Origin of the sequence: Streptomyces sp. Ag109_O5-10, from assembly GCF_900105755.1 — a bacterium.
In the GTDB taxonomy this organism is placed as follows: Bacteria; Actinomycetota; Actinomycetes; order Streptomycetales; family Streptomycetaceae; genus Streptomyces.
Genome location: NZ_FNTQ01000001.1, coordinates 7,986,935 through 8,006,563 on the forward strand (window position 1 = coordinate 7,986,935; position 19,629 = coordinate 8,006,563).

The window sequence follows — 19,629 nt, forward strand, 5'->3', positions numbered from 1 at the left end:
CTGGTTCATACGGGTCATACAGGTTCAATAGGGGTCAGGGTGCAGGTCGGGGTGGTTTCATGAGAATCCTGCATACTTCCGACTGGCATCTGGGCCGGGCGTTCCACCGTGTCAGCATGCTGGGCGCCCAGTCCGAGTTCATCGGCCACCTCGTGGCGGCCGTCCGGGAGCACGAAGTCGACGCCGTGGTGGTGGCGGGGGACGTCTACGACCGCGCGGTGCCGCCGCTCGCCGCGGTCGAGCTGTTCGACGACGCCCTGCACCGGCTCGCCGACCTGGGCGTGCCCACGGTGATGATCTCCGGCAACCACGACTCCGCCCGCCGCCTCGGCGTCGGCGCCGGTCTCATCGACCGCGCCGGCATCCACCTGCGCACCGAACCGTCGGCCTGCGGCACCCCGGTCGTGCTCGCCGACGCCTACGGGGACGTCGCGTTCTACGGCCTGCCCTATCTCGAACCCGCCCTGGTGAAGGACGAGTTCGCGGTCGAGCGGGCCGGCCACGAGACGGTGCTGGCCGCCGCCATGGACCGGGTCCGCGCCGATCTCGCGGCCCGCACGGCCGGCACCCGCTCGGTCGTCCTCGCGCATGCCTTCGTCACCGGCGGCGAGCCCAGCGACAGCGAACGGGACATCACGGTCGGCGGCGTCGCCGCCGTCCCGGCCGGCGTCTTCGACGGCGTCGACTACGTGGCCCTCGGCCACCTGCACGGCTGCCAGACCCTCACCGATCGCGTCCGCTACTCGGGCTCCCCGCTGGCGTACTCCTTCTCCGAGGCGGGCCACCGCAAGAGCATGTGGCTCGTCGATCTCGCCGCCGACGGCACGGTCACCGCCGAACGCCTCGACTGCCCGGTCCCGCGCCCGCTGGCCCGCCTCCGCGGCACCCTGGACGACCTCCTCGCCGACCCCGCCCTCACCCCCCACGAGGACGCCTGGGTCGAGGCCACCCTCACCGACCCGGTCCGCCCCGCCGACCCCATGGCCCGCCTCACCGATCGGTTCCCGCACACCCTCAGCCTGGTCTTCGACCCCGACCGAGCCCCGGACGACCCCGACGTCTCCTACGCCCGTCGGCTGGCCGGCCGCACGGACCGGCAGATCGCCGAGGACTTCGTCGCCCACGTGCGCGGAGCGGGCCCCGACGAACACGAACTGGCCGTCCTGAGCGAGGCGTTCGACGCGGTGCGCGCGGACGGCACGGTGCGCGAGGTGGCCCGGTGACAGCGCACCCGAGCCCCTGCGAGGAGGCGGCCGCATGAGGCTCCACCGGCTCGACATCACCGCCTTCGGACCGTTCGGCGGGTCCCAGAGCGTCGACTTCGACGCGCTCTCCACCGCCGGGCTCTTCCTCCTGCACGGCCCGACCGGCGCCGGGAAGACCTCCGTCCTGGACGCCGTCTGCTACGCCCTCTACGGCACTGTCCCCGGCGCCCGCCAGAGCGGCCAGGGCCTCACCCTGCGCAGCGACCACGCCGACCCCGCCACCCGCACCGAGGTCCGTCTCGAACTCACCGTCGCCGGACGCCGGTTGGAGATCACCCGGCAGCCGCCCTGGGAGCGCCCCAAGAAACGCGGCGCGGGCACCACCCTGGACAAGGCCCAGACCTGGCTGCGCGAGTACGACACGACCACCCGCGCCTGGAAGGACCTCAGCCGCTCCCACCAGGAGGTCGGCGAGGAGATCACCCAGCTGCTCGGCATGAGCCGCGAGCAGTTCTGCCAGGTCGTCCTGTTGCCCCAGGGCGACTTCGCCCGCTTCCTGCGCGCCGACGCGGGCGCCCGCGGCCAGCTGCTCGGCCGGCTCTTCGACACCCAGCGTTTCGCCGACGTCGAGAAGCGCCTCGCCGAACGCCGGAAGACGACCGAGGCCAGGGTCCGGGACGGCGACTCCGCGCTGCTGGCCGACGCGCACCGCATGCAGCAGGAGGCCGGCGACGCGATGGAGCTGCCGGAGCTGGCCCCGGGCGAGCCCGGCCTTGCCGCGGCCGTCCTGGCCGCCGCGGCCGTGGCCCGCAGCACCGCGCGGGAGCGCCTCGCCGTCGCCCACTGCCGGCTCACCGCCGCCGAGTCCGCCCAGTTCGCCGCCGACCGCGCCCTTGCCGAGGCCCGCGAACTGGCCCGACTGCAGACCCGGTTCGCAGAGGCCCGGCAGCGGGCCGTACGGCTGGAGGAGCGGGCGGGAGACCACCGGGCGGCGCAGGCGCGGATGGAGCGGGCCCGGAAGGCGGAAGCGGTGGCGCCGGCGCTGGAGCTGCGGGAGGCCGCCGAGGAGGAGCACCGAAGAGCTTCCGGCGCCGAGGCGCGCGCACGGGCGCTGCTGCCGGAGAGCTTCGCCGAAGCCGGTGCGGCGGGGCTCTCCGGCGCCGCCCGCCGGGCCGCGGAGGAGCTGGGCGGGCTGGAGTCCGCGCGCCGGGCCGAGCGACGGCTCGCCGAGGCCGCCGACGAACGGGACCGGCTCGACCGGCAGGAGCGGGACGACGAGGACACGCTGCGCGAGGCCGCGGGCTGGCTCGCCGGCTGGGACGCCCGGCGCGCGGAACTCCAGGCCCGGGTCGACGCCGCCCAGGAGGCCGCGACCCGCGCCGAGCAGCTCGCCGTACAGCGCGACCCCGCCCGGCGGCGGCTGGTGGCGGCGCGGCTCCGGGACGAGCTGGGCCGGGACACCGACGAGGCCCAGCGCACCGCCCTCGCCTCCGCGCAGCGTGCCGTCGACGCGCGGACGCACTGGCTCGACCTCAAGGAACAGCGGCTGAACGGCATCGCCGCCGAGCTCGCCGCCGAGCTGACCGAGGGAGAGCCGTGCGCGGTCTGCGGAGCAACCGAACACCCGGCTCCGGCGGAGAAGTTCGCGGGTCACGTCGACCGCGAGGCCGAGGAACGCGCGCTCGCCGCCGTGCAGCGCGCCGACGAAGAGCGCGCCCGGGACGAACGGCGGCTCGCCACCGCACGCGAGGCGCTCGCCGCCGCCACCGCCGAGGCGGGCGACATCCCGACCGAGCGGCTTGCCTCCCAGGCCGAGGAGTTGGAACAGGAGTACACGCAGGCCCGGCGGGCCGGGTCCGTCCTGCACGCGGCGCACGAGGAGCTGCGGCTGGCCGAGCAGGAACGCGAGCGCCGACTGGCCGACCGGCAGCAGGCCGAGCTCCGGGCCGCCGCACGGCTTACCCGCCGCGAGGGACTCGACGCGGAACTCGCGGCCCTCGAAGAGGAGTTGACCCAGGCCCGGGGGAGTGCCGGCAGCGTGTCCGCGCGGGCCGCGCAGCTGGAGCGGCAGGTGGCACTGCTCACCGACGCCGCCGACATCGCGCGCGCCGCGGAGGACACCGCCCGGCACCTGAAGGACACCGACGCCCGGCTCGCCGACGCCGCCTACCGGGCCGGCTTCGACACCCCGCAGGCAGCGGCCGCCGCCCTCCTCGACGACACCGCCCACCGCGAACTCCAACGGCGCCTGGACCAGTGGCAGTCCGAGGAGGCCGCGGTGCGTGCGGTCCTCGCGGAGGCCGACACCGCGGCCGCCGCCCAGCGGCCGCCCGCCGACCTCGGCACGGCGGAGCGCACCGCCGCCCTGGCCGCCCAGCGCCTGCGCGACGCCGCCTCCGCCCGCGACCGGGCCGCCCGCAGCTGCGCCGAACTCGACACGCTCTCGGCCCGCGCCACCGCGGGCGTACGGCAACTGGCGCCGCTGCGCGAGGAGTACGACCGGGTCGCCCGCCTGGCCGGCCTCACCGCGGGCACCTCCGCCGACAACGAGCGAAAGATGCGCCTGGAGTCGTACGTCCTCGCCGCCCGCCTGGAACAGGTCGCCGCCGCCGCGACCGTACGCCTGCGGCGCATGTCGTCCGGGCGCTACACCCTGGTCCACTCCGACGACCGCACCGGACGCGGACGCAGCGGCCTCGGACTGCACGTCGTCGACGCCTGGACCGGGCGCGAACGGGACACCGCCACCCTCTCCGGCGGCGAGACCTTCTTCGCGTCCCTCGCGCTCGCCCTCGGCCTCGCCGACGTCGTCACCGACGAAGCGGGCGGCGTCCGCCTCGACACCCTCTTCATCGACGAGGGCTTCGGCAGCCTGGACGACCAGACCCTGGACGAGGTCCTCGACGTCCTCGACTCCCTCCGGGAACGCGACCGCAGCGTCGGCATCGTCAGCCACGTCGCCGACCTGCGCCGCCGCATCCACGCCCAGCTGGAGGTCTCGAAGGGGAGAACGGGCTCGACCCTGCGGCAGCGCGGGGTCTGAGGAGTGCCCCGCTGGGCGCGGTTCCTTCACCGTGGGCGGGCGGGGGCGGGGCGCGCAGTTCCCGCGCCGCTTGCGGGGGCAGTTTTCCAGCCGACTTCACGCAAGGCGCCGACCGCCAGGGGAAGCGCCCCCGAAGAGGCGGGGGGAACGGGCGACCAGCCACGACGGAACCGCGGTCGACCGACGGCCTGTCCCGGCACTCCCGCGGAACCCTCAGGTGCCGACGGCCCGGCGCGGCAGCGGCGACGAGTAGACGACGCTCGTCGTCACCGAGCCCAGTGCGCCGATGCGGCCGGAGACCTCCTCCAGGTGCCGCATCGAACGGGCGGTGACCTTGATGACGAAGCAGTCGTCGCCCGTGACGTGGTGCGCCTCCAGGATCTCGGGGGTGGCGGCGACCAGGTCGTGGAAGGGCTTGTAGTTGCCGTTCGGGTAGCGCAGCCGGACGAAGGCGAGGATCGGCAGGCCGAGCCGCTCCGGGTCGACCACCGCCGCGTACCCCTGGATCACGCCGGCCTCCTCGAGCCGGCGCACCCGCTCGGTCACCGCGCTCGGGGACATCGCGACGGCCCGCGCCAGCTCGGCGAAGCTGGCCCGGCCCTCACGCTGCAGGACGTCGAGGATGCGCCGGTCGGTGGCGTCCGGGGAAAACTCGGTCATGGGGGATGGATAACAGGGAATCCCCGGCCGGACAAGGGCGGAGCCGGGGATCGCACCTTCAGGGCGCCCCGGCACCCTCGTAGATTTGCGGCCACGGAGAGATCCGCCGCACTGACGGCGGCCGGCGAAAGGCCCCACATGACCGGCACCACCCTCAACCCCGTCCTGCGCGTCGCCCCCGCCGCGCCCGCCGAGGCCGCCGCCCACTTCCGGGCGAGCCTCGCCTGGCACGCCGACGTCTCCGACGTGGCCGCCGCCCTCGCCGCCGGCGGCGACCCCGGCTTCGTCGTCCTGGACTCCCGCTCCACCGAGTCCTGGGACCAGGGCCACATCCCGGGCGCCGTCCACCTGCCCACCGCGCTCATCCCCGACCAGGCGCCCCAACTCCTCGACAGGACCGTGCCCGTGGTGACGTACTGCTGGGGTCCCGGCTGCAACGGCGCCACTCGCGCCGCCCTCGCCCTGGCCGAACTCGGCTACCAGGTCAAGGAGATGCTCGGCGGGTTCGAGTACTGGGTGCGTGAAGGGTTCGAGTTCGAGACCTGGCAGGGCCGTGAGCGCCGCGCCCCCGACCCGCTGACCGCACCCGTCGCGGGCGACTGCGGTTGCTGATTCCCGGCGGCGAACCTGTGCCGTCGCTGTCCGTGTAGGTTCACCCCATGACTCGATATGGGGATCCAGGCGCGGTGGAGTGGGTGGAGTCGGGCGGCGGCCCACTGGTGGCGGTTCCGGAGACGGTCCTGCCGTTCTGGGCCGGCGCCGACAGCGAGGAGCTGGCCACCGACTACGACCGGGCCTGCGAGGTCGACGGCTACGTCGGACTGCTCCCGGTCGGGGACAGCACCGCCCTGGTCCTCGGCGACGAACCCGCCTCGACGTCCTTCCTGCCCGACCACGGCACCTTCGTACGGTGGTCCGCCGCCGACTCGGAGGAGGAACTTCTGGCCCAGGTGCCCGCCGCCCTCGACGGTGCCGCGTGGGAGAACGAGATCCGCTGGCAGGTCCCAGGCCCCGTCGTGCTGTTCGACTCCGCCTGGCCCGGTGGCGAGGCCGAGGGCGGTGACCATCTGCGGGTCCCGCTGGAACCCGGCACCTACGCGGTGCGCGCCGCCTACACCAGACCCGGCCCGGAAACCTGGCTGGGCCTGGTGCAGTTGCGCCGGCTCTCGTCCTGAGCGCCCGTCACTTGATGCCGTCGACGGCGATGTTGAGGTGCCGCGGCCCGCGCAGCACCGCGTTCGGGCGGTAGGGCGGCGGGTCCTCCACCAGGCGCGGGTTGGCGAGCCGGCGGGCCAGCTGCGACAGCGCGATCTGTGCCTCCAGGCGGGCCAGCGGGGCGCCGAAGCAGCTGTGGATGCCGCTGCCGAAGCCGAGGTGCTGGATGTCCTGGCGGTCCGGGTCGAACCGGTCGGGATCGGTGAACCGATGCGGGTCCCGGTTGCCGGCGGCAAGGACCAGCCAGATCCGCGACCCCTTGGGGATGGTCACCCCGTGCACCTCGAGGTCGGCGATGCAGGTGCGCTGCGGCAGCAACTGCACCGGCGGCTCGTAGCGCAGCAGCTCCTCCACGATCCGCACCGACAGCCCCGGATCGTTCCGCAGCCGCTCCAGGTACTGCGGGTACCGCAGCAGCGTCAGCATGCCGTTGGTGATGAGGTTGACCGTCGTCTCGTGGCCGGCGATCAGCAGCAGCACCGACGTGCTGAGCACCTCCATGGTCGTCATGGCGCCGTCCGGGCCGTGACTGTGCACCAGGTCGGACAACATGTCGTCGCGCGGCTCCTTGGTGCGCTGCTCCGCCAGTCCGTTCAGGTACATGCCGAGCTGCAGCCGGGCCTCCTGCGCGGTCTTCGCGGATTCGTCGGCCGTGCGGCTGTCCGGGTCCAGACCGGCCACGATCGGGTCGACCCAGGCCCGGAACCGCGGCTCGTCCTCGCGCGGCACGCCGAGCAGCCGGCAGATCACGGTGACCGGGAACGGGTAGGCGACCTGGTCGACCAGGTCGAACTCCCGGGCGTCTCCGAGACCGTCGATCAGCTCGGTGACGATCTCCTCCAGCTGGCCCCGCATGTTGTCGATCCGGTGCGGCTGGTGGGGCGGCCCGAAGGAGCTGTTGGCGATCCGGCGCAGCCGGTCGTGCTCGGGCGGGTCGAGGCGGATGAAGCTCGGCGGCAGCCCCGTGGCCTCCGGGCCGGACAGCTCGTCGTCCCTGCCCACGATCACGTTGGACTCGTCGGAGCTGATCCGCGGATCGTGGAGCAGGGCTTCGATGTCGTGGTAGGTGCTGATCACGTAGGGGCCGTCCTCCTCCTCGTGCAGCACCGGGGTCTTGCGGAGCTCCTCGTACAGCGGATACGGGTCGGCGCGGTTCGCGAAGTCGGTGATCTGGCGCAACATCGAGGTCTGCGTCATGACAGTTCCTTGGAGCGTCGGGGCCGGGTCGCGGTCAGTGGCGGGCGGGGTGGAAGATCAGCTGCGTGTCGGTCGGCGAGTAGCCGCTGAGGGTCACCATGGGGGCGTGCGTCGGCAGGGCCGGGTCCGGGAAGTCGGCGTCCACCGGCACCCGTCCCTCGGGACGGCGGTCCACGGTCGGGAACTCCACCGGGAACGGCCCGGCCTTCTCGATCTGCCGCTGATAGAACTCCAGCCACCGCGCGTTGTCGAAGCTCACCGCGGCGATCGTCCGGCCCTGGTAGCCGTACACCCCGACGAACCGCCGCTCGGCCAGCGAACCCTGGGTGATCATGATCTGCTCACCCATCGGCGGCACCCCGACCGACTTGATGTTCACCCCGAACTGCGACGACCAGAACGCCGGCACCCACAGGTGCGGCCGCCGCTCGGCGCTCGGGCTGATCATGTTGTGCGCGGCGGTCTCGGCCTGGGAGACCGCGTTGCCCCAGTGCTCCAGGGACAGGAACTGGTAGCCGAAGAGCGCGTGCGGGGACCGGGCGACGTCGCCGGCGACGAAGACGTCGTCGGTGACGATGCCCCGGAAGTCGAAGGCACGGCAGCCCGCGTCGCAGGCGATGCCCCGCGGCCCCGCGCCGAGCCCGGATCCGGCCAGCCAGTCGGTGTTGCGGATGGCGCCGAGCGACACGATCACCACGTCCGCCTCGACGATGGACTCGTCGGACAGGTGGACCGCCCGCACCCGCCCGGCCGAGTCGCCCTCCAGCGCGGTGACCTGGACGCCGGTCCGCAGGTCCACGCCGTTCTCGCGGTGCAGCTCGGCCGCCACCGCGCCGATCACCCCGCCGAGGGCGCCCACCAGGGGCGCGCCCGCCCGTTCCGCGACGGTGACCGCGATGCCCTGCTCGCGGCAGGCCGAGGCGATCTCCGACCCGGTGAACCCGGCGCCGATCACGAACACCCGGCGCGGCCCGGCCTTCAGCCGCCGCAGCAGCGTCGCGGCGTCGTCCCGGGTGCGCAGCGTGAACACGCCCTCCAGACGGGCCTCGTCCTCCTTGGGCCAGGGCCGGGCCCGCACGCCGGTCGCGATCAGCAGCCGGTCGTACTCGACCTCGTCGCCGTCGGCCAGCCGGACCCGCTTGGCCTCGACGTCCAGGCCCGTCGCCGCCACGCCCAGCCGCCACTTCGCGTCGATCTCCCTGCGGTGCGGCAGCGCCGTGTGGTTCGGGACCGCCCTGCCGAGCAGCACCGCCTTGGACAGCGGCGGCCGGTCATAGGGCTCGTACGGCTCGTCACCGATCAGGGTGAGTTCCCCGGCGAACCCCTCGGCCCGCAGCGTCTCGGCGCCCCGCAGCCCGGCCAGCGAGGCACCCACGATCACGATCCGGCCCTCGCGGCGCAGCCAGTCGAGATAGTCAGTGGGCGGCATCGGAGGCCCCTCCCGCGAATCCGTCCAGGCCGTCGGCGGTGATCGCCTGCACCGGGCAGGCGGCCACGGCACGCGCCACCCGCTCGCGGTGCTCCTGCTCGGCCTGCGGGTTGTAGACGAGGGATTCCTCGCCGTGCATGGTGAAGACGTCCGGGGCGAGGAACGCGCACTGCGCGTATCCCTGACATCTGTTGAGGTCGACGACAAGACGCATCATGGCTCCGCCCTTCCGGTGGCCAGCTCCGGGTGCGTACCGCGGTCCGTCGTCCCAGTGCCGGACGGCGGAGGACTCCCCGCACGCCAGCATGGGAGCCCGGTCCCGCCGTCGCCCGCCGGAGCCCGCCGATCGGGTGAGCGGCGCGTCAGACCGCCGGGGCCGCCGCGGAGCGGCGGAAGCTCGCCACGACGATGTACACGCTGAGCAGCAGCGACCACGCCGGGAACACCAGCTCGGCCCACGGCACCGCGGACGACACGAACAGCAGGACGACGGTCGTGAGGAAGCCGACCAGCGTGAGCCAGCGCGGCAGGATGCGCAGGCGGTGCCCGATCACCGAGGTGGAGCACGTGAAGACGGCGGCCATCCGCATCGCGTACCCGGTCAACAGCGTGTACGCGAGGTGCTGGCCGAAGTCCCAGGTGGGCCGGGACGGCGAGGTGCCCGCGGGATGAGCGGTGTCGAGGACGGCCGAGGCCACCGCGGCGGCGGCGAAGATCATGGCCGTGAAGACCAGGCCGCTGCCGAGGAACACGGTGGCGATGAAGCGGTCCTCGGCGTCGCCGACGTGCGAGCGGACGGCGCCGACGAACCACAGGAAGAAGATGCCGGCGAACGGCACCAGCAGGAGGGCCGTGCGGACGGCCTCGCGCCGGCCGGGATCCGGGTGCTGGACGGTGACCGCGTCGGCGCCCTGCGGGATGGCCAGCCGGATCAGCACCATGGCGGCGGCGAGCAGCAGGGCGAAGACGACCCCCGCCATGCCCGCGGCGCGCGGCGCCCGCAACGGCTCCCTCGGGTGCGTGGCGGTCTGCATCCGCGGCTCGCTTCCTGTCTCCGGTGGCCCCCGGGACCAGCAAGCCCGCCGGCTCCGGCCGCCGCCACCGGAACACACCCGAACGGCAGACCGCGCCGACCCGGTCGCGGCCGCCGTCGGACGCCCACCGGCAGTGGGCGCCCGCTCGGTGCCGGCTCGCTGTCGTCGCTAGTGCCGCAACAGGCAACGTTCGCCCCGTCACGACGCCCGGCACGCACTCTCGCCGCACCAGCCGAAAGCCCAAGTACATCCAGTACGAGGACTTCCGGCCGGCACGCCGAGAGCACGCACCGGACGCCGCTCCTTGACGGGCAAACGTTGCCTGCCGCGGCACTAGTCGCCGGCGCTCGTCGCCGTCGCTCGGTCAGGCGCGGGCGGCCCGTACCGTCACAGCTGCGACAGCTCGTCCACCAGGTCGTCCAGGCCCAGCGAGCCCTGCGAGAGGGCCGCCATGTGCCAGGACTTGAGGTCGAAGCCGGCGCCCCGCCGCGCCCGGGCCTGCTCCCGGCCCAGCAGCCAGGCCCGCTCGCCCAGCTTGTAGCCGATGGCCTGCCCCGGCATGGACAGGTAGCGGGTCAGCTCGCTCTCCACGAAGTCCGCGGGCCGGCTGCTGTGCGCTCCGAAGAACTCCTGCGCCAGCGCGGGGGTCCAGCGCTCCCCGGGGTGGAACGGGGAGTCGTCCGGGATCGTCAGCTCCAGGTGCATGCCGATGTCGACGATGACCCGCGCGGCCCGCATCATCTGCGCGTCCAGGTAGCCGAGGCGGCGCTCCGGGTCGGTCAGGAAGCCCAGTTCGTCCATCAGCCGCTCCGCGTACAGCGCCCAGCCCTCGGCGTTGGCGCTGACCATGCCCACGCTCGCCTGGTAGCGGGAGAGGTTCCCGGCGACGTGCTTCCACTGCGCCAGCTGGAGGTGGTGGCCGGGCACACCCTCGTGGTACCAGGTCGACACGAGGTCGTAGACCGGGAACCGGGTCTGGCCCATGGTCGGCAGCCAGGTGATGCCCGGGCGCGAGAAGTCGTCCGACGGCGGGGTGTAGTACGGGGCCGCCGCGCTGCCGGGCGGAGCGATCCGGGACTCCACCCGGCGCACCCGCTCGGCCAGGTCGAAGTGGGTGCCGTCCAGCTTCTCGATGGCCTCGTCCATCACCGACTGCAGCCAGCCGCGCACCTCGTCGACACCCTCGACGTGGGTGCCCTGCTCGTCCAGGTGTGCCAGCGCCACCCACGGCGTGGCCGCGCCGGGCAGGACCTTCTCGGCCTCGGCCTTCATCTCGCCGAGCAGCCGGTGGTACTCGGACCAGCCGTACGCGTACGCCTCGTCCAGATCGAGGTCGGTGCCGTTGAAGTAGCGCACCCAGCGGGCGTACCGCTCCCGGCCCACCACGTCCGGCGCGCCCTCGACCGCGGGTTCGTACACGTCCCGCATCCAGTCGCGCAGCGCCACCACGGCCTCGGTGGCGGAGCGGGCCGCCGTGTCCAGCTCGGTTCGCAGCGCCTCGGGGCCGGACGCCGCGAACTGCTCGAACCAGCTCCTGCCGTCGCCCGTGTCGGCCCACTCGCCGAGCTGCCCGACGAAGGTCGCGGTGGCGCGCGGACCGCCGTACAGCTTCCGCTCCAAGCCGAGTTCGAGGGACTGCCGGTAGCCCTCCAGCGCGGCAGGCACCGCGCGCAGCCGCTCGGCGACCGCCGTCCAGTCCTCCTCGGTGGCGGTGGGCGTCACCGTGAACACCTGGCGCACCGCGTGCGCGGCCGAGCTCAGGTTGCTGACCGAACGCAGGCTCTCGTCGGCCTCGTGCACGGCGAGGGAGGCGCTGAGCCGCTCGCGCAGCAGGCGCGCGCAGCGACGCTCGATGTCACTGTCGGCACCTGGTTGCCGTTCCGCCTCGTCGAGCTTGGCGAGCGTGTCGCGCTGGAGCCGGGCGAGCGCCTCAGCGCCGGCCGGCGAGTTGTCGGGCAGCCGGCCCGAACTCTCCTTGTCGCCGAGGAAGGTACCGGTGATCGGGTCGAGGGCGATGAGTTCGTCGACGAAGGTGTCGGCGACCTGACGGGGCAGCGGGTTACTGGTCTGTGACATGCGGTCCATCCTCGTACGACGGACCGCCGCCCGTCACGGGGATTGAACCGACGACACCGGCGGAAGCAGCGGCCCGCACTCCCACTTCTGGAAGATCAGCCGGGTCTCCACCCGGGCCACTTCCCGGCGGGCCGTGAACTCGTCCAGGACGAGCCGCTGCAGGTCCGTCATGTCCGCCACGGCCACATGCACCAGATAGTCGTCGGGACCGGTGAGATGGAACACCGTCCGCGACTCCGGAAGCGCCCGGATCCGCTCCACGAACGGACCCACCAACTCCCGCCGGTGCGGCCTGACCTGCACCGACAGCAGCGCCTCCAGACCACGCCCGAGCTTGGCCGGATCGAGTTCGAGGCGGTGCCCGAGGATCACCCCCGAGCGGCGCAGCCGGGTCACCCGGTCCAGACAGGTCGACGGCGCCACGCCCACCTGGGCGGCGAGGTCGCGGTAGGTGGTCCGGGCGTCGTTCTGCAACAGCCGCAGCAGATGCAGATCGACCGGATCCAGTACGACGGAATCGGCCACGGGCCGAACGTAGCACGGGGTTCATCGCACCCACCCCGTCGGTTGTTCACCCTTCCGTCATGGACACAGCGAGCACCTACGACACCCCGGCGCCCGTCGGCGGCCCCCTCTCCCGCGCGCCCCGCGCCCTGGCCACCGAGGCCGTGCACGCCGGCCGCGACGACCTCGCCCGCCAGGGCCTGCACGCCCCGCCGATCGACCTGTCCACCACCTACCCGTCGTACGACAGCCGGGCCGAGGCGGCCCGCATCGACGCCTTCGCCGCCGACGGCGCGGACCCGGCGGGACCGCCGGTCTACGGACGCCTCGGCAACCCGACGGTGGCCCGCTTCGAGACCGCCCTGGCCGTCCTGGAGGGCACCGGGGCCGCGGTCGCCTTCGCCAGTGGCATGGCCGCCCTCACCGCCGTCCTCCTCGCCCGCGCCGCCGCCGGCCTGCGTCATGTCGTCGCCGTACGGCCCCTCTACGGCTGCAGCGACCATCTCCTCACCGCCGGACTCCTCGGCACCGAGGTCACCTGGACCGACCCGGCCGGGATCACCGACGCCCTGCGCCCGGACACCGGCCTGGTGCTGGTCGAGTCCCCGGCCAATCCGACCCTCGCCGAACTCGACCTGCGGGCGGTCGCCCACGCCTGCGGTACGGTGCCGCTGCTCGCCGACAACACCTTCGCCACCCCCGTGCTGCAACGCCCCGCCGAACTCGGCGCCCGGCTGGTGCTGCACAGTGCCACCAAGTACCTCGGCGGCCACGGCGACGTGCTCGGCGGCGTGGTCGCCTGTGACGAGGAGTTCGCGGGTCAGCTCCGGAAGATACGGTTCGCCACCGGCGGGGTCCTGCACCCGCTCGCCGGCTACCTCCTGCTGCGCGGGCTGGCCACCCTCCCGGTCCGGGTCCGGGCAGCCTCCGCCACCGCCGCCGAACTGGCCCGCCGCCTCACCGCCGACCCGCGCGTCGCCCGCGTCCACTACCCGCGACTGGGCGGCGCGATGATCGCCTTCGAGGTCCACGACGACCCGCACGAGGTCATCTCCCGGGTACGGCTGATCACCCCCGCCGTCAGCCTCGGCAGCGTCGACACCCTCATCCAGCACCCGGCCTCCATCAGCCACCGCGTCGTCGACGAGGGAGACCGCCGGGACGCCGGCGTGAGCGACCGGCTGCTGCGGCTGTCGGTGGGCCTGGAGGACGTGGACGACCTGTGGGCGGACCTGGACCGGGCGCTGGGGGTGCTTGAGATCCCCGTCAGCCGCAGCGCCCCGCAAGGGGCGCGGGGAACCGTGCGACCAGCCCCCGCGCACCCGCAGCCGCAGGACCACCCCGAGCGCTAGGGCGCTTCGGCGTTCCCCCACTCACCCGCACCGGAAAGCCGCCCCGCGGCGGTCACGGCGCCCGCCGACTCCGCAGCGAGCCGCGCCGTGATGACCAGCGTCCCCTCCTCGATCTGATAATCCAACGGCAGCTCCAGCCCCCGCATCGCCGCCACCATCCCCGTGTTGGACGCCTGCGTCACCGCGTACACGCTCTCGCAGCCCGCCTCGACGGCCATCCTCACCAGCCGCCCGAGCAGTTCGCCGCCGATACCGCGCCGCTGCCAGTCGTCCTCGACGAGGAGCGCCACCTCGGTCTCGTCCCCGTCCCACAGCAGATGCCCGAGGCCGACGATCCGGCCCGACGCGGTCTGCACGGCCAGCGTCCGGCCGAAGCGGGGGCTGAGCAGGTGGTTCAGGTACCGGTCGGCGTCCCCGACCGGCCCGTGGTAGCGGAGCCCGAGCGTCCGCGGCGAGCAGCGCTCGTGCATCGCCTTCGCCGCCTCCAGGTCACCGGTGTCGGCCCGGCGTACCGTGATCTCGCTGCCCGCGGGCAGCGAGATCACGTCCTGGCCGCGCGGGATGCGCGGTCCGAGCCGCGCGTCCAGCTCCACCAGCGCCCGCGCCCGCGCGAACTCGGTCGGCGTGAACGGGAGATACGGCCGTTCCACGGTGATCACTCCCCCCTCCGGCGCACGCAGCCGCATCACGGTGTCCTCCAGCGCCCCCTCGACGGGAACCGCCTCGGGGCTCCGGGCCCCGCCGACCGGGTGGGCGGGGAGCGAGCGGATCGTGCACCTCCCCAACAACTGCCGGAGGGCCAGCGGAAGTTCCGCTGCGTCCAGGGCAGTTCGGGTGGCCAGACCGAGGACCCTGGTCGGCGCGTCCACCAGATCGTGGGCGTCGGCCCGCTCGATCCAGGTGTCCGTGCCCCCGGCCAGCGCGACGGCCCGCGTGATCTCGCCTGCGGTCAGTCCACCCGGCGCCCGCAGCAGGAACTCGTCCACGGTGCCGTCACCCAGCGGATGCGTCTGCAGGCTCAGGATGTCCACCCGGTGCCCGGCGAGCGCGCCGCACAGCGCGGCCAGCGAACCGGGCTCGTCCCGCACCGTCGTCCGCAGCCGCCACAGCGTGCTCGGCCGGTCGCCGGTTCCCGAGGCGCCCGCGCCGGATCCGGCCTGCCGTGCCTCGGGAACGCCGGGCCGGGCGCCGGTATCGGTATCCGTCACCGGCGGTGCGTGACCTGGGCGCCTCGCCCACCAGACGTGGAAGCCGGCCGTCGCCGCCAGCACCAGCGCCGAGATCACCAGCAGGGCCGGGCCGTCGGGCCCGTGCCCGACCAGATTGGCCACCCCGTCGGCCACCGCGACCGCCGTGAACAGGGCGGCGAGTTCGACGACGTCCCGCCGCCAGTGGTGCACGGGGCGTCCGTTCCTCGTGCGTGTCACATCAGACATGTCTCGATTCATGCAGCCACTGTGAAGCAACGGTGTTGCGTGATCACGAACGCTCTGTGACCGATGGGTAAAGGATGCTTACGCGGTCTTTGTGCCGTTTTCAACAGTTGCCGTGATCATGGTCAGGGCGCCCCGCAGCCGACGGGCCTGGACCACCAGCCGGGACGAGCCGCGCCGGGCCGCCGGACTCGGCGAGCGGCGGCAGGGCGGCGGTCAGGCGCCGCTGGTCGTTCACGGCGCTCCAGGACGGGTCCTGCACCCGGCGCACGGCTACCAGCTCACGTCGCTCCGGGAGCGCGGCCGGCCAGTGTGCGTGGTTCTCCTGCCCCAGTGGTGGCAGCACCGGCTCTCCCCGAAGGCGGTCACCGGCCGGCCCAACCGCCGGAACGCCTCGACCACTGACAGTCGGCTGACCGGCGAAAACGCACCCGAAGACGCCTTGCGGGCGGGCCGGTTCGCAGGATGCGGCAGCGCCGCGCACCGGGGGATGACGCCGGCGCGCGGCCCTGTGGAAAGCGTACGGGAGTTACTGGCCGACCGGGCCCGGCTGCAGGGTCCGCGTGGCCGGCACGGTGCCGCCGTACGCGCGCAGACGCACCGTCAGCTCGTCGCCGTCGCCGCCGTCGATGTCGACCTCGCCGAAGGACTGGCAGCCCTCGGCGGGTGACACGTTCGAGGCGGTCGGCGCCTTGACGAACACAGGGTCAGGGCCGCCGACGCGCACACCGCGGGTGACCAACTGACCGCTCCTGCAAGCCCTGTCCCTCCGGAGGAGGCCGCCGTCTCGCGGTCGTTCCGGTCCGGCCGTCGCGACCCCGGCCGCCGCCCGGCGCACGCAACGGCTCTCCGGCCCGCACCGTCGCTCCGCCCCGCGCCACACCGTGCCGTCCGCCGACAGGCGCCGTCCGCCCGCGGCGACCCGGCGTCGGCGACCGGGTGCCGGTCAGCGGCTGCCGTCGAGGATGACGCGGGCGACCAGCGCCGGGTCGTCGTTCATCGGGCAGTGGCCGCAGCCGGGCAGCCGGACCAGCCGGGCCTTGGGGATGATCTGCTTGGCCCGGACCCCCTGGCGGCGCACCAGCAGCATGTCCCGGGTGCCCCAGCCCACGGTGACCGGGATGCCGGGGACGTCGTCGGTGAACTGGACGGCGGCGCCCGCCCGCAGGGTCTCGGCGAATCCGCTGGCCTGCGCGAGGGCCAGCGTCTCGGCGACCACGGCCTCGGGTGAACGGCGCGCCGGGCGGGCGTAGATGGTGCTGGTGAGGGCGGCCCGACCGGCGGCCGACCGGGACAGCCGTTCGACCAGGGGGAGCGGCAGCCGCTCCGCGATCCGCCGCATGGCGATGAGCACACCGAAGGCGTAGCGCCGCTCGGCCTGTGACCAGAACCCGGCGGGGGAGAGCGCGGTGACGGACCGTACGAGCTTCTCGCGGCCCAGCTCCAGCGCCAGCAGCCCGCCGAGCGAGTTGCCCGCCACGTGCGGCCGGTCCAGCTCCAGGGCCTCGAACAGGGCGCCGAGCAGGGCGTTGGTGGTCGGCAGGTCGTAGGCGAGGCCGTCGGGCAGGGCCGGGGAGGCGCCGAAGCCGGGCAGGTCCACGGCGATCACGTCCCGCTCGGTCGCGAGGATGTCCACCACGGGGTCCCAGGCCTGCCGGTGATGCCCTATGCCGTGGATGAGGACCAGTGGTTCGCCGCGGCCCACGCGCGCGTACGAGACGGTCACATCCTGCCGGCCGTGCGCGGCCGGGGCTTTGAACGAGACGGTGGCGGACATGGGGGCTCCTCGTCTGGCGACTTCGGCGGACGCCGTAGACAGCTTGTCAGCAATTGCTACTCGCGGGTAGTCCCCGATGGGGGTGTGTCGTACGCCGACGCGCCCCGTCAACGCACCGCGGACGGTTCCGGACGTGCGTCGGGATGCCGCGCCCGTGTCCCCGGTTCACCGCACCGGCCGCCTCCGTACCGGGATCACCGGTCGCGAGCGGTCTCCGGATCATTCTGGGCCGAGGGTGCGAGACGCGCCGCGATTCAGCCTTGACATGCGAGGACGTGTCGGACACGAGACGGCCGCCGCCCGCGGCGCCGGCCGCCGCTCGCCCTGCTCCGGGCGCCTCCCGCCGAGCGACGGGAGCTTTGCCGCCATGTCACGAAAACGCACCCGCGCGAACGCCTCGTGAACGCTCTGTGGCACCGCTTTCTATGCGTAGGTCAAGGGATCGAGGATTGGTCTTGACCAAGGGTCCGTGCCGCCCTATGGTCGCAGATAAGTAAAACAACCTTTAATAAACAAGGGCGCTAAAACGCCGCCGGACCACGGCGATTGCGGAGGACAGGGTGGGGACCACGCAGCTGGAATCGGTGCCGGAACCGAAGTACTGGCATCTCAAGACCGTGCTCAGTGAGGCACTGGACTCGGAGTTCTCGGTCGGCGAGATCCTGCCCAACGAGCGCGACCTCGCCGCCCGCTTCGGCGTGGCCCGCGCCACCCTCCGCCAGGCCCTCGAACAGCTCGAACTGGAGGGCCGGCTGCAGCGCCGCCGCGGTGTCGGCACGACGGTCGCGCCCCCGCGCGTGGGCGTGGCGGTCGGCACCGACCAGCACGCCTGGCCCGGCGCCGCCGGGGACGCATGGCAGCCCGGCGACTGCACCCTCGCGGTGCCGCCCGCCGCCGTCGCGGCCGCCCTGGAGACCGGCCCCGAGGAGCCCGTGCACATCGTGCGCCGCTCCCGCGTCTCGCACGGCCAGCCCGTCGCCGCCGAGCTGCTCTACATCCCGGCGGACTCGGTCCCGGAGCTGACGGCGATCGACGCGCCGTCCGGAGCGGCCCGCGCGCGTGCGGTCCTGCGTGAGCTGCAGCGCCTGGAGCTCGAGGGCCAGGACCGCGCCGTGGAACTCGGCTCGGCCCGCGCGGACGACGCCAAGGAGCTCGACCGTCTTCCCGGCGCCCCGGTGCTCGTCGTCACCACCCGGTTCCTCGCCGCCGGCCGTACCGCCGCGCTCTCCGTCGCCACCTACCGCGCGGACACCTGCCGGCTGACCTTCGGTGACACCGGCGGCGTGGAGATCCACCACGGCCCCGAGCGGCAGGCCTCCTAGCCAACGCGCCGGACGCCCGGACCGCGCCCCGGACCAGCCTCCGGGGCGCGGTCCGGGGCGCGACGTGTCCCCGGCCCGGCACAGCCGCTCAGCGGCGCGCGGTGACCGTTCCGTCCACCGCGAACAGCTGTTCCTCCACGTGGTCGAGGGCGAGCCGCAGCGCGCCCGTCGCCACCGCCGCCTCACCGAGCAGCGAGAGCGCCACCCGGGGCGGCCGCAGACAGTACCGGGCCAGCTCCCGGCGCAGCGGCTCCAGGACGCCGTCCAGACCGGCCGCCCAGCCGCCGATCACCACCAGCTCCGGGTCCAGCGCCAGCACCAGCGCGGCCACGTCGTGGACCAGCCGCTGGATGAACCGGTCGACGGCCGCCCGCGCCCGCGCGTCCCCCTTGCGGGCCAGCGCGAACACCTCGGCGACCGCCTGCTCGTCCAGCGGGTGCAGTGGCTCGTCCGTGGTGGACAGCAGCGTCTCCGGGGTCACCTCCCGGCCAAGCAGATGCAGCGCGCCGATCTCCCCGGCCGCCCCGCCGTACCCCCGGTGCAGCCGCCCGCCGATCAGCGATCCGGCGCCCGGACTCAGCCCGGCCATCACCATCACCATGTCGTCGGAATCGGTGGCGGCGCCCTTCCAGTGCTCGGCCACCGCCGCCGCGTTGGCGTCGTTCTCCACCAGGACCGGGCACTTGAAGGACCGGCTCAGCCGCTCGCCGAGTCGCAGTCCCGTCCACTCGGGCAGCGCGGTCCCCAGCCGCACCAGGCCGTCCGCCTCGACGATGCCGGGCGTGCCGACCCCGACGGCCCGCAGCGAACTGCGCGCCACCCCGGCCCGGCGCAGCAGCTCGGCGACGGCGGTGCGCAGCCGCTCCAGCCGCTCGTCCGCGCCGGCCGTCTCGCCGACCTCCTTGGCCTGCGCCCCCAGCACCCGCCCGTCCAGGTCGGACAGGAGGGCGGCGACGCGGTGCGGGCCTATCTCCAGGCCGAGCAGGTGTCCGGCCTCGGCGCGGAACCGGAACCGCCGCGCCGGCCGCCCCTGTTTCCGGGTGGCGCCCTCGTCGGCCACCGTCTCGACGACCAGTCCGGCCTCGATGAGCCCCTCCACGACCCCCTCGACGGTCGGCCGGGACAGCCCGGTCACCCGGGTGATCTCGGTGAGCGTCGCACAGTCGGTGGCCCGCAACGCATGCAGCACCACTGCGGAATTGATCCTTCGCAGCAGAGACGGATCACCGCCGGTCAACCCCGCCAACGTCCGTCCTCCCTGCTAGCCCTGCACGTTGGCCGGATCGTACTTCGACGCCGACGACCCCGGCGAGTGCCGGACGCCCCCGATCTGCCGCAGATGCGCGATCGGCAGGGCCCGGCGGATTCCGACCCGTACGCCG

The 19,629-nt window shown here is 73.8% G+C and carries 16 protein-coding genes and 1 pseudogene; 6 read left to right on the forward strand and 11 right to left on the reverse strand.

Annotation, left to right across the window (positions count from 1 at the left end):
• Nucleotides 1-59: 59 nt before the first annotated feature.
• Nucleotides 60-1,223 carry an exonuclease SbcCD subunit D gene (locus BLW82_RS36410; protein ID WP_093505779.1) on the forward strand — a complete coding sequence of 388 codons (1,164 nt, stop codon included), beginning with the start codon at nucleotides 60-62 and terminating at the stop codon, nucleotides 1,221-1,223.
• A 34-nt stretch (nucleotides 1,224-1,257) separates the two neighbouring features.
• Entirely contained in the window at nucleotides 1,258-4,248 is a 2,991-nt protein-coding gene (locus BLW82_RS36415) for an AAA family ATPase (protein ID WP_093505781.1), read from the forward strand.
• A gap of 213 nt (nucleotides 4,249-4,461) precedes the next feature.
• Here the strand turns inward: BLW82_RS36415 and BLW82_RS36420 are convergent, their stop codons facing one another.
• Complete coding sequence (locus BLW82_RS36420; RefSeq protein WP_093505783.1) at nucleotides 4,462-4,908, reverse strand: Lrp/AsnC family transcriptional regulator; 447 nt, start codon at nucleotides 4,906-4,908, stop codon at nucleotides 4,462-4,464.
• 138 nt (nucleotides 4,909-5,046) lie between these two features.
• Here BLW82_RS36420 and BLW82_RS36425 point away from each other — a divergent pair, with 138 nt between their 5' ends.
• On the forward strand, nucleotides 5,047-5,520 hold the full coding sequence (locus BLW82_RS36425; RefSeq protein ID WP_093505785.1) for a rhodanese-like domain-containing protein: 474 nt from the start codon (nucleotides 5,047-5,049) through the stop codon (nucleotides 5,518-5,520).
• Nucleotides 5,521-5,567: 47 nt separating this feature from the next.
• Nucleotides 5,568-6,083, forward strand: a complete 516-nt coding sequence (locus tag BLW82_RS36430; protein WP_093505787.1) for an immunity 21 family protein — start codon at nucleotides 5,568-5,570, stop codon at nucleotides 6,081-6,083.
• A gap of 7 nt (nucleotides 6,084-6,090) precedes the next feature.
• On the opposite strand, the gene BLW82_RS36435 is transcribed toward BLW82_RS36430, so the two are convergent.
• The 6 genes from BLW82_RS36435 to BLW82_RS36460 all read right to left on the reverse strand — a co-directional run bounded on the left by BLW82_RS36435 (nucleotide 6,091) and on the right by BLW82_RS36460 (nucleotide 12,384).
• Entirely contained in the window at nucleotides 6,091-7,320 is a 1,230-nt protein-coding gene (locus tag BLW82_RS36435; RefSeq protein WP_093505789.1) for a cytochrome P450, read from the reverse strand.
• 34 nt (nucleotides 7,321-7,354) lie between these two features.
• Complete coding sequence (locus BLW82_RS36440) at nucleotides 7,355-8,749, reverse strand: NAD(P)/FAD-dependent oxidoreductase (RefSeq protein ID WP_093505791.1); 1,395 nt, start codon at nucleotides 8,747-8,749, stop codon at nucleotides 7,355-7,357.
• Nucleotides 8,736-8,963: a ferredoxin gene (locus BLW82_RS36445; protein WP_093508459.1), complete on the reverse strand. Its 228-nt coding sequence runs from the start codon at nucleotides 8,961-8,963 to the stop codon at nucleotides 8,736-8,738. Before BLW82_RS36445 ends, BLW82_RS36440 begins: the two co-directional genes overlap by 14 nt.
• A 148-nt stretch (nucleotides 8,964-9,111) precedes the next feature.
• Nucleotides 9,112-9,783: a hypothetical protein gene (locus tag BLW82_RS36450; protein WP_093505793.1), complete on the reverse strand. Its 672-nt coding sequence runs from the start codon at nucleotides 9,781-9,783 to the stop codon at nucleotides 9,112-9,114.
• Between the two features lie 387 nt (nucleotides 9,784-10,170).
• A complete protein-coding gene (locus BLW82_RS36455; RefSeq protein WP_093505795.1) occupies nucleotides 10,171-11,859 on the reverse strand; it encodes a DUF885 domain-containing protein in 1,689 nt (562 codons plus the stop codon).
• Nucleotides 11,860-11,892: 33 nt separating this feature from the next.
• Nucleotides 11,893-12,384, reverse strand: a complete 492-nt coding sequence (locus BLW82_RS36460) for an Lrp/AsnC family transcriptional regulator (RefSeq protein WP_093505797.1) — start codon at nucleotides 12,382-12,384, stop codon at nucleotides 11,893-11,895.
• 59 nt (nucleotides 12,385-12,443) lie between these two features.
• Here BLW82_RS36460 and BLW82_RS36465 point away from each other — a divergent pair, with 59 nt between their 5' ends.
• The gene (locus tag BLW82_RS36465) at nucleotides 12,444-13,715 is read left to right on the forward strand and encodes a trans-sulfuration enzyme family protein (protein ID WP_256216061.1); all 1,272 of its coding nucleotides are present in this window, start codon (nucleotides 12,444-12,446) and stop codon (nucleotides 13,713-13,715) included.
• Here the strand turns inward: BLW82_RS36465 and BLW82_RS36470 are convergent.
• The 3 genes and pseudogenes from BLW82_RS36470 to BLW82_RS36480 all read right to left on the reverse strand — a co-directional run bounded on the left by BLW82_RS36470 (nucleotide 13,712) and on the right by BLW82_RS36480 (nucleotide 16,925).
• Nucleotides 13,712-15,151 (reverse strand): GNAT family N-acetyltransferase, encoded by a 1,440-nt coding sequence (locus tag BLW82_RS36470; RefSeq protein WP_256216062.1) that lies wholly within the window; start codon nucleotides 15,149-15,151, stop codon nucleotides 13,712-13,714. The two genes, BLW82_RS36465 and BLW82_RS36470, sit on opposite strands and share 4 nt — an antisense overlap.
• A 526-nt stretch (nucleotides 15,152-15,677) precedes the next feature.
• Nucleotides 15,678-15,863: pseudogene (locus BLW82_RS36475) on the reverse strand (alkaline phosphatase); the annotation flags it as partial.
• A 231-nt stretch (nucleotides 15,864-16,094) separates the two neighbouring features.
• Nucleotides 16,095-16,925 carry an alpha/beta fold hydrolase gene (locus BLW82_RS36480; protein WP_093505801.1) on the reverse strand — a complete coding sequence of 277 codons (831 nt, stop codon included), beginning with the start codon at nucleotides 16,923-16,925 and terminating at the stop codon, nucleotides 16,095-16,097.
• 560 nt (nucleotides 16,926-17,485) lie between these two features.
• Here BLW82_RS36480 and BLW82_RS36485 point away from each other — a divergent pair.
• Nucleotides 17,486-18,247, forward strand: a complete 762-nt coding sequence (locus BLW82_RS36485) for a GntR family transcriptional regulator (protein WP_093505803.1) — start codon at nucleotides 17,486-17,488, stop codon at nucleotides 18,245-18,247.
• A gap of 88 nt (nucleotides 18,248-18,335) precedes the next feature.
• Here BLW82_RS36485 and BLW82_RS36490 read toward each other — a convergent pair whose 3' ends face one another.
• Nucleotides 18,336-19,493 (reverse strand): ROK family transcriptional regulator, encoded by a 1,158-nt coding sequence (locus BLW82_RS36490; protein WP_093505805.1) that lies wholly within the window; start codon nucleotides 19,491-19,493, stop codon nucleotides 18,336-18,338.
• Nucleotides 19,494-19,629: the final 136 nt, after the last annotated feature.

Excerpts from the sequence above, each read along its gene's own strand:
- BLW82_RS36410 (WP_093505779.1), top strand. The coding sequence starts at position 60 with ATGAGAATCCTGCATACTTCCGACTGGCATCTGGGCCGGGCGTTCCAC.
- BLW82_RS36415 (WP_093505781.1), top strand. The coding sequence starts at position 1,258 with ATGAGGCTCCACCGGCTCGACATCACCGCCTTCGGACCGTTCGGCGGG.
- BLW82_RS36420 (WP_093505783.1), bottom strand. The coding sequence starts at position 4,908 with ATGACCGAGTTTTCCCCGGACGCCACCGACCGGCGCATCCTCGACGTC.
- BLW82_RS36425 (WP_093505785.1), top strand. The coding sequence starts at position 5,047 with ATGACCGGCACCACCCTCAACCCCGTCCTGCGCGTCGCCCCCGCCGCG.
- BLW82_RS36430 (WP_093505787.1), top strand. The coding sequence starts at position 5,568 with ATGACTCGATATGGGGATCCAGGCGCGGTGGAGTGGGTGGAGTCGGGC.
- BLW82_RS36435 (WP_093505789.1), bottom strand. The coding sequence starts at position 7,320 with ATGACGCAGACCTCGATGTTGCGCCAGATCACCGACTTCGCGAACCGC.
- BLW82_RS36440 (WP_093505791.1), bottom strand. The coding sequence starts at position 8,749 with ATGCCGCCCACTGACTATCTCGACTGGCTGCGCCGCGAGGGCCGGATC.
- BLW82_RS36445 (WP_093508459.1), bottom strand. The coding sequence starts at position 8,963 with ATGCGTCTTGTCGTCGACCTCAACAGATGTCAGGGATACGCGCAGTGC.
- BLW82_RS36450 (WP_093505793.1), bottom strand. The coding sequence starts at position 9,783 with ATGCAGACCGCCACGCACCCGAGGGAGCCGTTGCGGGCGCCGCGCGCC.
- BLW82_RS36455 (WP_093505795.1), bottom strand. The coding sequence starts at position 11,859 with ATGTCACAGACCAGTAACCCGCTGCCCCGTCAGGTCGCCGACACCTTC.
- BLW82_RS36465 (WP_256216061.1), top strand. The coding sequence starts at position 12,444 with ATGGACACAGCGAGCACCTACGACACCCCGGCGCCCGTCGGCGGCCCC.
- BLW82_RS36470 (WP_256216062.1), bottom strand. The coding sequence starts at position 15,151 with ATGTCTGATGTGACACGCACGAGGAACGGACGCCCCGTGCACCACTGG.
- BLW82_RS36480 (WP_093505801.1), bottom strand. The coding sequence starts at position 16,925 with ATGTCCGCCACCGTCTCGTTCAAAGCCCCGGCCGCGCACGGCCGGCAG.